Origin of the sequence: Algoriphagus ratkowskyi, from assembly GCF_002150505.1 — a bacterium.
GTDB lineage: Bacteria > Bacteroidota > Bacteroidia > Cytophagales > Cyclobacteriaceae > Algoriphagus > Algoriphagus ratkowskyi.
The window spans coordinates 16,036-31,897 of the sequence record NZ_MSSV01000028.1 but is presented as its reverse complement, the minus strand read 5'-3'; the positions used below and the strand labels follow the sequence as shown (position 1 = coordinate 31,897).

Sequence of the window (15,862 nt, the reverse complement as noted above, 5' to 3'; positions counted from 1 at the left end):
TTATCACTTCATAATTGCCCTTCAAGGGTTTTAAATACTTTAAATATCTAGGAAATTATGTTCATAATGCCATTGGTGGATTAATGGATTTTCAATTAGAAAAACCACTTAACTTACAGGTTAAACCAATCCCCCGACCTATGAAAAAATATTTAAGTGCCGTAATGATTGCCACTTTGGCTATTGCTTGTTCTCCTAAAGAAGAAGAAACAACCGTTGATTATACTACACTTTCTGATGCTGAGAGACTGGAAGTAGCCAAGAAAATTGCACATGAGACTATAATGGTTGATGGGCATGTGGATTTACCTTATCGTATGAAAGTTGGGGGTTTTACCATACAGCGGGAAATTTTGGATGTTTCTGTTCGAACCGACGGGGGAGACTTTGATTTTCCTCGCACAAAGGAAGGTGGTCTTGATGCACCTTTTATGTCAATCTATATTCCTGCGGGTCTTCAGAGTATTCCAGGAGCTTCCAAAGCATTGGCTGATTCGCTGATTATGATGACAGAGAGACTTACTACTACATTTCCAGACAAGTTTGCGATGGCATATAGCCCTGCGGATATTGAGGCTAATTTTGAAAAAGGGATTATCTCACTTCCGCTGGGAATGGAAAATGGCTCTGGACTAGAAGATGATATTGCTAATGTAGAATATTTCTACAAGCGGGGAATTCGGTATATCACACTTACACATGGCACGGATAACCTTATAGGAGATGCCAGCTACGATACCACAAGTACTTATGGTGGTTTGAGTGAATTTGGGGAACAAGTGGTTACAGAAATGAATCGAGTAGGGATTATGGTTGATTTATCCCATGTTTCCGATAATACTTTTAGAGATGCATTGTCTGTTAGCAAGGCTCCTATTATAGCCTCTCATTCTTCAGTAAGGAAGTTTACTCCAGGTTTTGAGAGAAATATGAGTGATGAGCTTATTCAGGCCATGGCTAAGAATGGTGGAGTAATGATGATAAATTTTGGTGGAAGTTTTATTGACTCGGCTTATGCGACAGGTACTGCAAAAGTAAGAGAGCATCTGGTGAATTACATGGTTGAAAATAATATGAGTAGAACAGATTCTGCTTTCGAAGCTTATGCCGCAGAATATGTAGCTTCAAATAATCCATTTCCTACCGTGCAGCGAGTTGCAGATCACATCGATCATGTGAAAGATTTGGTTGGAGTTGAATATATAGGGTTGGGTTCTGACTTCGATGGAGTAGGTGATTCCTTACCAACGGGATTAAAAGATGTTTCTATGTATCCAAATTTGATTGCGGAACTTTTAAAGCGTGGATACACAAGAGAGGAAATCGAGAAGATCTGCTATAAAAATGTATTTAGAGTTTGGAAGGATGTAGAGGATTACGCCGCTAGCCAAAAGTGATTTCTTATATAAATTAAGAAATTGTGAACCCTGTTTCTCGCTTGAGGCAGGGTTTACTTTTTTAATTCTATTTGTTTTCGTTCTCCTAAACTTGGCTTAGAAAGTTCATCAATCATATGGTAGAAATTGCTCATAATGCCGTGATATTGCCATAATCCGAATAAAATTCTGTCAAATTTTCCGTTTTATCCTTTAAAGCTTAACTTTTTCAGCCATTGTGACCGAAAAAAGTAATTGGAAGTGGTTTTGATGATAGAGAGTGAGGCTTAGATGATATAATGTATTTCTGAAGCCGAATAAGTTTATTTTCAAAATACTATCAATCAACTGTATATATGGATTTTAAGCAATTCACTATAAAATCTCAGGAGGCGATTCAAAAAGCTTTGGAGCTGGCGTCTTCTGCAGGACAGCCGAATATTGAGCCAGCACATTTGCTTAAGGGGATCATTTCTGAAGACGAAAATGTAACTGAGTTCTTATTTAAAAAACTCAGTACAAGTAAGCAACTCATTTCTCAAAAATTAGATGAAATATTGGATCGACTTCCTAAGGTTAGCGGAGGTCAACAGCCACAATTATCTAGTTATACTTCTCAAGTGCTCAATAAAGCCAAGGATTACCTTAAGACATTTGGTGACGAGTATGTGGCAATTGAGCATTTATTGCTTTCTATCTTAGCCTCAGGAGATGCTGCAGCTCATCTATTAAAAGATCAGGGCATAGCTGAAAAACCTTTGATTGAAGCGATAAAAGAACTTAGAAAAGGAAATAAAGTGACTGATCCAAATGCGGAAAGCAAATATCAGGCATTGGAGAAATACTCCAAAAATCTGAACGAAATGGCTAAGAAGGGTAAAATTGACCCTGTAATTGGCCGTGATGAAGAGATTCGTAGAGTACTCCAAATCTTGGCTCGTAGAACCAAGAATAATCCAATCTTATTGGGCGAGCCAGGAGTAGGTAAGACTGCTATCGTAGAAGGCCTAGCGCAAAGAATCGTATCTGGAGACGTACCTGAAAACCTTAAATCAAAGACGTTGATTTCTTTGGACATGGGATTGTTAGTTGCAGGAGCTAAATATAAAGGAGAGTTTGAGGAGAGATTAAAGGCAGTGATCAAGGAGGTAACGGATGCCGAGGGTGAGATTATTCTCTTTATCGATGAGATCCATACGCTGATAGGAGCTGGTGGAGGTGGAGAAGGTGCGATGGATGCTGCCAACTTGTTGAAACCAGCTTTGGCGCGTGGAGAACTCCATGCAATCGGAGCTACTACGCTGAAGGAATATCAGAAGTATATCGAGAAAGATAAAGCTCTGGAGCGTAGGTTCCAGTCTGTATTCGTAGATGAGCCTGATGCTGCAGATGCCATATCTATACTGCGAGGAATTAAAGATAAATATGAGTTGCACCATGGAGTGCGTATCAAGGATGACGCGGTAATTGCGGCTGTTGAGCTTTCTCAGCGTTATATTTCTGATCGATTCTTACCAGATAAGGCGATTGACTTGATGGATGAGGCTGGCGCAAAATTGAGGATGGAAATTGATTCCTTGCCTCAGGAATTAGATGAATTGAATCGTCGCATCATGCAATTAGAGATTGAGCGCGAGGCTATTCGTAGAGAAAAGAATAAGGATAAAGAAACGGTTCTGAGTAAAGAACTTGCTGAACTTGCAGAAAAGCGCGACAGTGTAAAAGCAAAGTGGGAGTCTGAGAAGGCAGTTATCACAGGAATTCAACGTGAAAAAGAGAGAATTGAAAATTATAAAGTTGAAGCTGAGCAAGCTGAGCGTGCTGGAGATTTTGGCAAAGTAGCAGAGATTAGATACGGCAAAATCGTGGAAGCAGAGCAGAGGCTTGAGTCTTTCAAAAGCCAGCTAAAAGAAATGCAGGCTGGATCTCCCTTGCTTAAAGAGGAAGTTGACCAGGAGGATATCGCCGCAGTGGTCTCCAAATGGACGGGAATTCCGATGAACAAAATGATTCAGTCTGAGCGGGAAAAACTCCTCCATTTAGAAGATGAGTTGGGCAGAAGAGTAGCTGGACAAAGAGAAGCAATTACTGCTTTGTCTGATGCCGTACGAAGAAGCCGAGCTGGTCTTCAAGATCCAAAGCGTCCGATTGGTAGTTTTATATTCATGGGTACAACTGGTGTCGGTAAGACTGAGTTAGCAAAAGCTTTGGCAGAATATCTCTTCAATGATGAGAATTCCATGGTGAGAATTGATATGTCTGAATACCAAGAAAGACATTCCGTCAGCAGGTTGGTAGGAGCACCTCCAGGCTATGTAGGTTATGATGAGGGTGGACAATTGACCGAAGCTGTTCGTAGAAAACCATACTCTGTGATTTTGCTGGATGAGATAGAAAAAGCGCATCCAGATGTGTTTAACATTCTTCTGCAGGTATTGGACGATGGTAGATTGACAGACAATAAAGGTCGTGTAGCGAATTTCAAGAACACGATTATAATTCTGACTACTAATATTGGATCGCACTTAATTCAAGAGCGATTCGCAGAGATGGAAGAATGGAATAAGGATGAGATTTTGGAAAAGACCAAAACGGAAGTTTATGAGCTATTGAAAAAAGCTGTTCGTCCAGAGTTCTTGAATAGAATAGATGAGACAATTATGTTTGAGCCTCTCAACAAGCAGGTCATTCGGAAGATTGTAGATATTCAATGGAAGGAAATTCAGGACCGATTGTCGGAATCTGGAATTGAGATAGAAGCAACTAAAGATGTGCTTGATTACCTTGGCGAAGTTGGCTTTGATGCGAATTTCGGAGCCAGACCGCTAAAGAGAACGATGCAGCGTTTATTGCTTAATGAGTTGTCAAAGCAAATCTTGTCTGGATATATTAAAAATGACTCTGCAGTCCTTGTGGATTTAGATGCAGATAATCAAGTCTACTTTAAAAATGTAGATACGGAAATAGAAGTGTAATTTAGGTTAATGATAAATGGTTAAACCCTCGGAGCAAGTTGCTTCGAGGGTTTTTTTTTTGACCACGGAATGCAAGGAGCTTTCTTAGAGAACGCTATGCTATATTTTCTTTAGCAGCTAATTGTTTACAAGCCTCCCGACCTATATCCTAATTAGTGTAGAAATCTGATCGCCATTAACTTCTGAGATATTTCTCGTTACTACTTTCGCCCAGTGGGTAAATGTAGATTTGTGTATGGTTATATTGGAAATTGGTAGACTTACCCAACAATCCAATCCAGATAATTGCCAGTATGAATTACATTATAACTTGCTTCGGGATAGGCTTTTCCCCAGGCGGCTGGTGCTTTAGGCTTTTTTGAAAGTTGGTGTTTGAACTCAAAAGCTCTGAGTTGATCACCTTCTTCTTCCACCCAATCAATTTCCTGCTGATCGTATGTTCTCCAGAAATAGTTATTGCAGTGTATTTGGCTGTAATTCTGGAATTTCATCCGTTCTACAGATAGATAGTTTTCCCATAGCTCACCTACATCAGCACGAAGATCTAGTCTATTGAAGTTCTGGATAATGGCATTCCTTACTCCGTTGTCATAGAAATACCAGCGACTGTTTTTTACAATTTCCTTGCGGAGGTTTCTACTATATCCTCCGATTTTGAATAATACAAATACTTTGGATAGTAGATCCAAGTATCGTTCGACTGTGTTTTTTGACATTCCAAGTTGCTTACCAAGCTCTTCTTGGGAGACTTCCTTACCAACTTGAAAAGCGATCAATCGGAGCAGAGAATAGAGTTTGTCGGAATTTTTTACGCCATCTACCATCAAGATGTCTTTCAAAAGATAATCGTTCATAATCTGGTAGAGGTAATCTTCCTTCTCTTTCCAGTCCGAGTAGCGGATGAGTTCTGGATAGCCTCCGAAAATCAAACGTTCTTCGCGTTTTTCTATAGTAGTCTTGAAATCTTCGATTTTGGAGAACTCTAATTGTCAAAAGACGAAGAGCCTGTTGCTATGATCTGAATATCTTCTATGGAATCAACGATCAGTTTTAAGATCATCCCTATGTCAGCAATATGCTGAGCTTCATCTATGACCAGAAGATTTTTCCCAGAAAGCAATCGGGAATAATTTGACACAGATCTTTCTTGGAGCAAAGCTGAATCAAGAACATCTTCTCCGTTTAAGATCAAAGCTTGGGAAGTATCTATAGTTTTTAGAAAATCTTGGACGAACGCAGTTTTACCTGACCGTCTAGGCCCAAGGAGCATCAAGACTTTATTTGGTTTGAGCTTTCTTTTAAACTGAGCTAGTAATACTCGGGGAATATTTTTTTCACTTTTATCTCGTTGATTTTCAGTGTATAGTAGAGAATTAACTTTTGATATAGCTATATAGCTGACTCAATTAATGTAAATACCGTCAGTTAACTGACTCAATTAATGTAAATATCGTCAGTTGGCAGACTCAATTATAAATAACATTGTCATTTGAGTATCATTTACCTTATTTATAAAATGCTTGAACAATACTTTGAATGTCCTTATTGCTTTGAAGAGATTTCGATGCTCATAGATCCCTCTATTCGGAAACAGCAGTACATCGAAGATTGCGAAGTGTGCTGTAACCCAATTGAAATTCGTGTTGAACTTGAAGAAGGTAATGTAGTTGCTTTCGAAGCTAGATCTATAGAGCAATAGAGTTTACCTAACTTCTCTTTATAAGAAATTATGGTTCTTGATCTGCTTCTAGATTACTTTATCAACTGGAATTCACGTCATCACTATGACTTATGGGCAAAGTCTAAAGTTCGAAATATCACGAGCTTTATGTAAATCTCATGCATCCAAATATTGAGCAAGTAGATTGCAATCACTCTATTGACGGAGGATTACAAGTTCCACCAATAGGTAAACTTCAATACCAATGATCTGTTTTTGGTATAAAAAGGTGCCGGCAAGTAGTTGTCAGTATATACTAAAAAAATATCTGAAGCAGGCTTAAACCTCCATTGGAAGCGGGTATTCAAGTTAATGTTTTCGATTTGCTCATTGTATTGGACGAATGCCGTAAAAAATAGGGTATTCGTCATGGTCACATCTACTCTCGGCCCAACTAGCCAAAAATTATTCGTAAACCATGGTTCTGGAAGAATAATTCTATTGTAATTGGCATTCATAGCTATGCTCACATAAGGCTGAAATCTGTAGCCAAGTTCTCCACTGACATTATATCGCTCTCCATCTGCATAGTAGCCACCCATCCGAGTAGAGAATGCATAGGTGAAAATACTTTGAGGCTTGGAAGTATATTCCGTGCCCCACGCAAACCATTTGTGTTTTGACCCGGCAGAAAGTGTTTCTCCGCTGTAGTTGGTAGGATCAAAAGGTCGCTGTAACTCCACATAATCGTAGGCTGTCCAGAGCATAAAGGTACTTTGACTACGCCATTTCACATTGTAGGCAATGAAGGATGTATTATCGGTGAATTCGCCCGATTTATTCCAATAGGAAGTGCTACTTACATCAGGGCCATGGCTGAGAATTTTTTCACTTGTTGGAAACCATCGATACCCAATTTTTGGATTGATTTTGAAATATCCATTTCTTGGGACATAGCCTACTTCAGCGGTATATTTATCAGAGACATATTCATGTTGCCATTCCCAAGTCAAATTTCCAGCTGTATATTTAAAATTGGCAGCCTGTACAAACCCATTGTCTGTATTGTCAGGGCCAAAGCTTTTTAATCCCATTACCTTACCTGTCCAAAGATTATTGGATGTTGCAAGATTGTACTCCAAGCCTAGATTTCTGTTGAATTGAGAATAAATCGGATTCTCTGAATTTGGGTCTGGATTATATTTGAGTGATTGTTTGTTGACAAAAATGGCTCCTATGTTGGATCGTGCTCCGACACGTCTCTGAGCCGCGAGTACGGTGAAGTTTTGGGAGGGAAGTGCATCCTCATTTACTTCTTCAGTTTGCATGTTCATTGCTCCGATTCTCCAGTCCTTATTAACCTTGCCACTAACTCGAGCACCAAATTGTATTGGAGCATTTAAACCAATTCTTCTGGAGAAAAAGGGTCGTATTCTTTCGTAGCCAAAACTTGCAAATAAATCTCCATTTTCAAGAAAAAACTGTCTTCGTTCTGGGAAAAACAATTCAAATCGATCTAAATTAGTTACCTGTCGATCCACCTCTACTTGGGAGAAATCAGGGTTTACAGTTAAATCAAGATTTAGGGAGGAGGTTAGGGCAATCTTGGCGTCCACACCTACTTCTTTTCTATATACTGGATCTTCTCCTTCAGATCTATTTTGCCTAAAGCCTCCAAGAGCATATGGGATTATAGAAACGTTGGCTCCAACTTGGGGAGGTGCTTGATCCCAAACCAAGATTCCTGTGTAAGCTAAGGACGCAGAGGGGAATTGTCGGGGAACTGGCGCCCAGCCTGATTTCTCAGTGGTTTTCAAGTCAAGTCGAGAAAAATTGATTCCCCATTCTGTGATTCCTTTTTTATATCTAATTGACTTGAAAGGGATTTTTGCTTCAAACACCCACTTGTCATCATAGTTAGTGACTTTGGAATACCACTTATTATCCCAACTCAGATCAACACTTCCACCATTGTACATTATCCCATCCCATTGTGCACCAGCAGCATTTGCTCCAAAAGAGAAACCATTAGTCTGATCATCGAAGGGGTCCATGAAGAGTAGGAAATTGTCATTCTTGCCAAAGCTAAAATCACGGCGAAGGGACTCAACCATGTATGGGCCTGGAATTCCATGAAAGTTCTCTACTAGTAAATAGAGATTTTCATCGTCATAGGTCATCCTCACGTCTGTTCTCACTTTCGCAAAACTGGTATCCATCGGGGTGATCATGAAAAAATCCGTAGCTACTTCAGCATCTAGCCATGCTTGTTCAGTTAAAGCGCCATCAATTTCAATCGTAGAGCTTGTCTTTTGAATAGGTAATCGGTAAGATTCATTGATTTTCTGAGCGAAAAGTGATTCTGCGAAAAATGAATTTAGAAAGAGAATTATAAGCAGTTTACGCATTTAGAAGGTTTCATTCAATGGGTATAATTGAGGAATTCTAGAGCACTGAAACATATTTCGGATGTTATTAGACTCAATTTGACATAAATTTACTGCTTAAGTCTATAATTCATAGTCAGGTTGATTTGACGCATCTGCCGCTGAGAGCTTCCCTCTGTATAGAAATTCACGCCTTCGGTGATATATCGGTTTATGCGAGAATTTAAAATATCGATTACATTCAAAATCAATGTGCCACGATCACTTAAGATGTCCTTGCTAGCAGAAAGATCCATGTAAAATACGCCTTTTCTGACGCCCTGAGCAGTTTTTTGTTTAGCTTCATAGTTTATTCTGAGCTGTAAATCCAAGCCATTGTTCAGTGTAAATCTTGAGGTTTGGCGGAAAAGCCAAGAATATGTTTTGGCGGTATAGCCAGCTTGAATGTTGCTTCCATCGATATTTGCATGGAAGAAATTTACGTTCATATCTACTTTCCACCATTCGTTTGCACGAAAATCGCCACTTAATTCCACTCCGAAAGAATTTTCTCCATTCAAGTTGTATGGTTTTGTAACTGAAAAACCATCATCATTGACTGTGCGAAGTCGCTCAATTTTGTCAACGGTACTTCGATAGTACACTGTGGTGAAAAGTGTTCCTTTGTCAAAATATTTTATGTGGCCGAGTTCAAAAGCATTGGTGAATTCAGGATTCAAATCAGGGTTCCCACTAAAGAAATTTCTAGAATCTGAAAATGTCACATATGGGCTCAAATCGTTATAAACTGGTCTTTGTACTCTTCTGCTATAGCTGAGTTGAAATGCATTTTCCAGCGACACATTGTAAGTCAGATGTGCACTAGGGAAGAGATTAGTGTATTTTCTGGGATTCACTTCATTAGTCTCTTCTAGGATAGTTTCTACGTCTGTATTTTCCACACGTAATCCAGCTTGGTAGCTCCAATTATTCTTCTTATTGCCAATTATGCTGTAGGCTGCCATGATATTCTCATTATATATGAAAATATTGTCTAATCCTGGAATTGGAGAAAAATTGTCATCTTCACCTTTTTCTTGTACGATGTAATCATTTTTCATTCGTCTGAAACTGGTTCGGAAACCTGTCTCAAACTTCCCTTCTTTTCCAAATGGCTTTACATAATCCAGCATTAACAAATACTGGTTTTCATATTCGTCATTGAGAGAAGTTTGGGTTTGCTCGAGTGGAATATCTTCGACTCCTTGAGGTGAAAAGGTACTTTGAGTGAAAAGCTGATCAGAATTCTCCCAATAATTAAGATAGGTGAAAGTTGTAGTGAGTTCATGCCCTTTTCTTTCGAAGGCTCGCTTATAGTTTGCAGAGATCTCTGAATTTGGTTCTTCCTCGGTTTCGTCCTGCCTTCTTAACGTATAGGTCTGTAAGTTTTTTGAAGTATTCCAAGAGTCTTCGTAGCGAATATCTGTAATCCGGTGCGCATCACTTCTACGCCACAGATATGATGCAGTGAGAATACTGTTTTCATTAAAATAATAATCCAAGCCACCCCGTATATTATTATTTATGCTGCTCACATTGCCTTCACTAGACTGATTTAGAATAAAGGTAGTATCCTGTCCATAAACTTCTTGATACAATTCACCCACATTTGGCGACCGGCGATGAGATAAACCGTAATTTATGAACCAATTAATTTTCTTATGCCGATAGTTTAAATTGGCCGTAAACCCAAGATTCGTTGGAGTTCCTACTATTACTTCGAAGGATCCATTAAAACCTTCTTGGTTTTCTTTTTTCAAAATTATATTGATTACTCCGGACATCCCTTCTGCTTCGTATCGGGCAGATGGATTTGTGATTACTTCCACGCGCTCCACCATATTGGCAGGTAATTGACGCAGACCGCTACTTCCTTTGAAGCTTACTAGTCCAGAAGGTTTACCATCAATCAGAATACGCACATTCGCAGAACCCCTCAATTGGACATTTCCTTCAGGATCAACAGAAATGGAGGGTAAATTCATTAAAATATCACTTGCCGTGCCACCTGCATTTGCCAAATCTTTCCCAACATTGAACACCCTTTTATCCAGAGATAGCTCCATGATTGTCTTATCACCTTGCACTACCACTTCGTCTAAATCTCCAGCGGTAGTGAGCAACATAATCTGACCTAAATCATGTGAAGGAATGTCTTTTGAAATTATGAATAAGTCAGTTTTGAATGGTTTATACCCCATAAACTCTACGAGAGCATAGTACTGGCCATTAGGAATATCTATAAGGAGTTTGCCTTCCTCGTCTGAAAGCCCTCCTGAGATCAGGCTGTCAGAACTTGTGTAAATGCCAATTGAGGCAAATTGCAAGGGAGAGTTAGTAATGTTTTCAAGGATAATACCACTAAGTTCACCTCTTTTGTTAGGCTGCTGCGCAATAGAAGAAAAGCAAAAAAGGAAGCTCAGCACTAGTGAAATAGGAAATCCAATCAGTTTGTATTGGTTAATAGCGGACATTAAGTGCCTGTTTAGTTATAGGTTTAAGCTGGGTTGATTTCAAAGTACGTTATTATTGAATTTGAAATTAGTAATAAGATATTTCGATTTTTGTAAATAATCAGATGTAAAATGTTAAAAGGTAGTTTTTGATAGATAAAGTGATATTAATGTTTATCATTTTAATACTTGATTGCACTTTCATAAAACTTTCTCTTGGTTATGGAATTCCTGCAAATGTGTATAGTTCTGTCAATCAATTTGATAGTGAATTATTAGTTTATAGATAACTTAATTTTATGCTGCTACTATCGTAAAAAAATGGGCATAAAAAAAAGGGTTCGATATTATATCGAACCCTTTTAATAATGTAGTGCTAATTACTTTACTTCGAAACTAGCTCTTCTTGCTAATTGTCTAGCGTCAGCAGATGCTTTGTCAACGCTTGTATCTTCACCATATCCTTTATAAGAAAGTCTAGAAGCATCTACTCCAGAAGAGACGATGATATCATAAACAGCTTTTGCTCTTCTCTCAGAAAGTTTCATGTTGTAGTCTTCTGGACCTAATTCGTCCGCATAACCTTTAATCTCAACTTTTACTCCTGGATTCTTTTTCAAGAAGTTTGATACATAACTAGCAGCGCTAGCTGAGTAACCAAGTGGCTTAGAGCTATCAAATGCATAGTAAACATTTACATAACCGTCATTGATTGCTTTTCTGAAGAAATCAACTTCCTCTTTTACTTCTTCTACTGGACATCCATTAGTAGATGCTGGACCAGGAATGAATGGACATTTATCCATATGATCTGGAGTGCCATCACCGTCAGAATCTAATGTAGTACCTGCAGAGTTAACTCTTGCTCCAGCTGGAGTGTTAGGCTCTTTGTCTAAGTAATCAGGAACACCGTCTCCGTCAGAATCTTTCAACATATCTTTGATACCGTTGATCTGAGTAGCAAGTTCTTCTTTGGTTGCATACTTGTCAGCTGCAATGTACCAATCAGCATGCTCTTCGTTTTTACCTAGGTAGAACTGAAGACCGATAGAACCTGTCCACCAAACACTGTTTGCTCCAAAGAAGCCTGGATCGTTAGGTCCGATAGCTTTAGAACCATCCCATGTAACAGTTTGACGACCGTTGATGATAGTACTGATGTCTCCAACTAAAGCAATACTTTTACCCAATTTCAATTGAGGAGTTATTCCAACGATAAAGTTGTAAACGTCATCAGTGAAATCACTATAAAGATTTTCTTGAGGCTTCACATTTCCAATTCCAGCACCAAAATGGCCTAGTAATCCAACTGATCTTGTGAAAGATTCAAAATTCATGATTCTCCCCAGATTAGTAACAGCCTGAAGATTCAAACGATAGTATTTGGTGTCGAATGAGCCAGTATTGGCTTCTTCATCACCAGCCTCTTTCATCGATCCAAAACCGTAATCCAGTTTCACACCGAATTTCTCATTGAACATGTACCTAGCGCCGAGTTCTACATGGCCAAGGTTTAAAGTAGGAGATAAGAAAGATGGTGCAAGAGGTGCCATAGGTTTGTTAAAACCGCCGCCCACTTCAAGAGAGAACTTATCGAATTCCTGTTCCTGTGCATTTGCTCCGAATGCCAGAGCGCCTGCGATAACTGTTGATAGTATTAGTTTTTTCATAACAAAAAATTTTTGTTCAAATTTTAAGTGTTGATTGATGTGAATTACAAATTTATAAACTTTTTATTTACTACAAATCTAGCTGAAATATTTTAAACCCAATTCAGGGAAAAAAATAATTCTTAACTTTTTTCAAATTATTTATTGAAATATTAACATAATTTATGCCAAAATGAAATTCTTATTCGAAATCCTCAAACAGATTAGTGTTTCAGGGGATGAATCTTCAGTATCCGCTTCTATACTGCAATATATTGACCAACGAAAAGATCATTGGAATGTTATTCCTATTATCTATTCTGGCGAAAATTTCCACGACTGTATTTTATTAAAGTTTGGTGAGCCGAGAACCGCTGTTTTTGCTCATATGGATACCGTCGGTTTTATGACAAGGTATAATAATCAACTCATTAGCATCGGTGGGCCTGAGATAATAGAGGGTTCAGTCTTGGTAGGAAGTGATTCCTTAGGTGAGATTACATGCAAGTTACATGGTGATGAGAATGAGATATATCATGACTTTCCGCGTGGAATAGATCCGGGCACGAGTCTTTCCTTTCATCAAAATGTCAGATTAGATGAAGATTTCATTCAAGCAGCGTATTTAGACAATAGGCTAGGAGTGTATTCTGCAATGAATCTTTGCGAAACTATTACCGATGGTTGGGTAGTTTTTTCCACATATGAGGAACATGGTGGAGGAAGTATGCCTTTTTTGCTCAAATTCATACAAAATACATCCCCAGTTAGACAAGCTTTGATTTCTGATATTACTTGGATTACTGAAGGTGTGCAGTTCCATAAGGGTGTAGTAATTTCCATTAGGGACAAATATATACCTCGTAAAAAGTTTATAGACAGAATTATTAAGCTTGCAAAAGAGAGTGGGATTCCCTTTCAACTTGAAGTTGAGGAATTCGGAGGCAGTGATGGTAGAGAAGTGCAATTTTCTCCTTATGCTATAGATTGGTGCTTTATTGGTGCAGCAGAGGAAAATGTTCATACGCCTGATGAAAGAGTGTCGTTGGCAGATTTGGAGGCGATGTTGAATATTTATCCGTTTTTATTAGAAAGACTTTAAATACTAGGAATGAACATTAATATAAATGACAAAGAATTTGAGATCTATCTCAGTGCTGAGGAAATTAATAAACGAACTGCCGAGCTTGGAAAAGCAATCACACATGGATTTGCTGGGAAAGAGTTAGTTGTTCTGGGGATTCTTAATGGTTCCTTTATGTTCATGGCTGACCTTTGTAGGTATATTGACTTACCCCTTTCTGCCACTTTTATAAAGATTAACAGTTATTCGGGCACTGAATCTACTGGGGAAGTTCGTTCTATTTTGGGTTTGGAAGAAAAAATTGAAGGTAAGTATGTATTGATTGTGGAAGATATAGTTGATACAGGAATCAGCATGGATTATTTATTGAAGGCTCTTTCTAGCTATAATCCTGCCCAGCTTTCTATCGTTACCTTGCTGCATAAACCGGATGCTTTTCAGTTTAATTACGTGTTAGATTATGTCGGTTTTGAAATTCCCAATAAATTTGTGATCGGTTACGGCCTTGATTACGATGGTTTGGGTAGGAATTTACCCGATATTTATCAACTCAGTACTCCTTTAATAATAGACTTACGAATGTATAATATTGTATTATTTGGCCCTCCTGGTGCAGGCAAAGGCACTCAAAGTGAAAAACTCATAGAGAAATACGGACTCACGCATTTGTCCACTGGTGATCTATTCAGAAAGCATCTTGGAGAGGGAACTCAGTTGGGCCAGCTTGCCAAAAAGTATATGAATGAGGGAAGGTTGGTGCCAGATGAGGTAGTAATTGGGATGGTTGAGGATAAAATTAATGAAACCCAAGATGCTCATGGGTTTATTTTTGACGGATTTCCACGTACTACTGCTCAGGCGGAGGCTTTGGATAAAATGCTTTCACATCATAAACTTGAAATCAATGGCATGATCGCATTAGACGTTCCAGAGGATGTATTGCGGACTAGAATCAAAGAAAGAGGCAAGACTTCCAATCGTGTGGACGATCAAGATGATGAGAAAATCAATACCCGTATAAAGGTGTACCTGGGTGAAACTCTTCCTGTCGCAGATTACTATGCCTCCCAGAGCAAGCTTCAGAAAATCAACGGTGTAGGTGAAATTGATCAAATTTTCAAAGACATCACTTCGGTGATTGATAGCTACTGATTGCCTTTATTTTCTTAATTTTGCATTTCATATTTGGCTAAGCTTTAAAGCTTAGCCTTTTTTCTTTATAAAAAATGGCTGATTCAAACTTTATCGATTACGTAAAATTCTGTTCCAGATCTGGGGCAGGTGGACCAGGATCAACGCATTTTCGAAGAGAAAAGCATGTACCTAAAGGTGGTCCAGATGGTGGAGATGGCGGAAGAGGTGGTCACATTATAGTAAGAGGTACTACTCAAGTGTGGACTTTGCTCCACTTGAAATATAAAAAGCACGTAATCGCTGATGCTGGTAAAAGTGGAGAAGGCGGGAGGAGAACTGGTGCAGACGGCAAAGATATGATTTTGGAAGTGCCTCTAGGGACTATCGCCAAAGATGCGGAGACTGGGGAGAAACGCTTTGAAATCACAGAAATCGGACAAGAAGTAATACTGACAAAAGGAGGAAGAGGTGGATTAGGAAATGACCACTTTAAAACATCTACTAATCAGGCACCCCATTATTCGCAACCTGGTGAAGAGGGAATCGAAGAATGGATCATTTTAGAGCTTAAGCTTCTCGCTGATGTTGGTTTGGTAGGATTTCCTAATGCCGGAAAATCAACATTACTTTCCTCTATTTCAGCAGCTAGACCAGAGATAGGAGACTACCCTTTTACTACGCTAGTTCCTAATCTAGGAGTTGTAGCCTATCGAGGAGATCAATCCTTTGTTATGGCGGACATTCCAGGGATCATTGAAGGTGCAGCAGAAGGGAAAGGTTTAGGGATTCGATTCCTGAGGCATATAGAACGAAATTCAATTTTACTTTTCATGGTGCCTGCTGATGCGCCAGATATAGGAGAACAATACAGGATTTTGCTGGGTGAATTAGAGAAATATAATCCAGAACTACTTGATAAGCGCAGACTTTTGGCTATTTCTAAAACGGATATGCTGGACGAAGAGCTAGTGAATGAAATGGAAAAGGAAGTTCCAGAAGGAATTCCGCATGTTTTCATCTCTTCCGTCTCGCAATACAATCTTGACAGGCTCAAAGATCTAATCTGGCAGGCTATACATGAGGGTTAAGATGTCAGTTTGTCAGA

At 38.9% G+C, this 15,862-nt stretch carries 11 protein-coding genes and 1 pseudogene; 7 read left to right on the top strand and 5 right to left on the bottom strand.

Annotated features, from left to right (window positions below):
• The first annotated feature begins 140 nt into the window (after nt 1–140).
• Nucleotides 141–1,397: a dipeptidase gene (locus BVH02_RS19825; protein WP_086503225.1), complete on the top strand. Its 1,257-nt coding sequence runs from the start codon at nt 141–143 to the stop codon at nt 1,395–1,397.
• 335 nt (nt 1,398–1,732) lie between these two features.
• Nucleotides 1,733–4,351 (top strand): ATP-dependent chaperone ClpB, encoded by a 2,619-nt coding sequence (gene clpB / locus BVH02_RS19820; protein WP_086503214.1) that lies wholly within the window; start codon nt 1,733–1,735, stop codon nt 4,349–4,351.
• Nucleotides 4,352–4,611: 260 nt separating this feature from the next.
• Here the strand turns inward: clpB and BVH02_RS22105 are convergent, their stop codons facing one another.
• Nucleotides 4,612–5,280 carry an ATP-binding protein gene (locus BVH02_RS22105; protein ID WP_425320756.1) on the bottom strand — a complete coding sequence of 223 codons (669 nt, stop codon included), beginning with the start codon at nt 5,278–5,280 and terminating at the stop codon, nt 4,612–4,614.
• Between the two features lie 53 nt (nt 5,281–5,333).
• Nucleotides 5,334–5,621 carry an ATP-binding protein gene (locus BVH02_RS22100; RefSeq protein WP_425320757.1) on the bottom strand — a complete coding sequence of 96 codons (288 nt, stop codon included), beginning with the start codon at nt 5,619–5,621 and terminating at the stop codon, nt 5,334–5,336.
• A gap of 246 nt (nt 5,622–5,867) precedes the next feature.
• On the opposite strand from BVH02_RS22100, the gene BVH02_RS19810 reads away from it, so the two are divergent.
• Nucleotides 5,868–6,050: a CPXCG motif-containing cysteine-rich protein gene (locus tag BVH02_RS19810; RefSeq protein WP_086503213.1), complete on the top strand. Its 183-nt coding sequence runs from the start codon at nt 5,868–5,870 to the stop codon at nt 6,048–6,050.
• 191 nt (nt 6,051–6,241) lie between these two features.
• On the opposite strand, the gene BVH02_RS19805 is transcribed toward BVH02_RS19810, so the two are convergent.
• The 3 genes from BVH02_RS19805 to BVH02_RS19795 all read right to left on the bottom strand — a co-directional run bounded on the left by BVH02_RS19805 (nt 6,242) and on the right by BVH02_RS19795 (nt 12,560).
• Nucleotides 6,242–8,419, bottom strand: coding sequence for a DUF5916 domain-containing protein (locus tag BVH02_RS19805; protein ID WP_086503212.1), 2,178 nt, complete (start codon nt 8,417–8,419; stop codon nt 6,242–6,244).
• 89 nt (nt 8,420–8,508) lie between these two features.
• Complete coding sequence (locus tag BVH02_RS19800; protein ID WP_086503211.1) at nt 8,509–10,911, bottom strand: outer membrane beta-barrel family protein; 2,403 nt, start codon at nt 10,909–10,911, stop codon at nt 8,509–8,511.
• A gap of 359 nt (nt 10,912–11,270) precedes the next feature.
• Entirely contained in the window at nt 11,271–12,560 is a 1,290-nt protein-coding gene (locus BVH02_RS19795; protein ID WP_086503210.1) for an OmpA family protein, read from the bottom strand.
• A gap of 172 nt (nt 12,561–12,732) precedes the next feature.
• Between BVH02_RS19795 and BVH02_RS19790 the strand changes: the two genes are divergently transcribed.
• The 4 genes and pseudogenes from BVH02_RS19790 (at nt 12,733) to obgE (ending at nt 15,845) form a co-directional block, all read left to right on the top strand.
• Complete coding sequence (locus tag BVH02_RS19790) at nt 12,733–13,641, top strand: aminopeptidase (protein ID WP_086503209.1); 909 nt, start codon at nt 12,733–12,735, stop codon at nt 13,639–13,641.
• A 9-nt stretch (nt 13,642–13,650) separates the two neighbouring features.
• Nucleotides 13,651–14,163 (top strand): annotated as a pseudogene (gene hpt / locus BVH02_RS21685) (hypoxanthine phosphoribosyltransferase); the annotation flags it as partial.
• 39 nt (nt 14,164–14,202) lie between these two features.
• Entirely contained in the window at nt 14,203–14,775 is a 573-nt protein-coding gene (locus tag BVH02_RS21680; protein WP_205635763.1) for an adenylate kinase, read from the top strand.
• A gap of 74 nt (nt 14,776–14,849) precedes the next feature.
• Nucleotides 14,850–15,845 (top strand): GTPase ObgE, encoded by a 996-nt coding sequence (gene obgE / locus BVH02_RS19780; protein ID WP_086503207.1) that lies wholly within the window; start codon nt 14,850–14,852, stop codon nt 15,843–15,845.
• Nucleotides 15,846–15,862: the final 17 nt, after the last annotated feature.

Excerpts from the sequence above, each read along its gene's own strand:
- BVH02_RS19825 (WP_086503225.1), top strand. The coding sequence starts at position 141 with ATGAAAAAATATTTAAGTGCCGTAATGATTGCCACTTTGGCTATTGCT.
- clpB (WP_086503214.1), top strand. The coding sequence starts at position 1,733 with ATGGATTTTAAGCAATTCACTATAAAATCTCAGGAGGCGATTCAAAAA.
- BVH02_RS22100 (WP_425320757.1), bottom strand. The coding sequence starts at position 5,621 with ATGCTCCTTGGGCCTAGACGGTCAGGTAAAACTGCGTTCGTCCAAGAT.
- BVH02_RS19810 (WP_086503213.1), top strand. The coding sequence starts at position 5,868 with ATGCTTGAACAATACTTTGAATGTCCTTATTGCTTTGAAGAGATTTCG.
- BVH02_RS19805 (WP_086503212.1), bottom strand. The coding sequence starts at position 8,419 with ATGCGTAAACTGCTTATAATTCTCTTTCTAAATTCATTTTTCGCAGAA.
- BVH02_RS19800 (WP_086503211.1), bottom strand. The coding sequence starts at position 10,911 with ATGTCCGCTATTAACCAATACAAACTGATTGGATTTCCTATTTCACTA.
- BVH02_RS19795 (WP_086503210.1), bottom strand. The coding sequence starts at position 12,560 with ATGAAAAAACTAATACTATCAACAGTTATCGCAGGCGCTCTGGCATTC.
- BVH02_RS19790 (WP_086503209.1), top strand. The coding sequence starts at position 12,733 with ATGAAATTCTTATTCGAAATCCTCAAACAGATTAGTGTTTCAGGGGAT.
- BVH02_RS21680 (WP_205635763.1), top strand. The coding sequence starts at position 14,203 with ATGTATAATATTGTATTATTTGGCCCTCCTGGTGCAGGCAAAGGCACT.
- obgE (WP_086503207.1), top strand. The coding sequence starts at position 14,850 with ATGGCTGATTCAAACTTTATCGATTACGTAAAATTCTGTTCCAGATCT.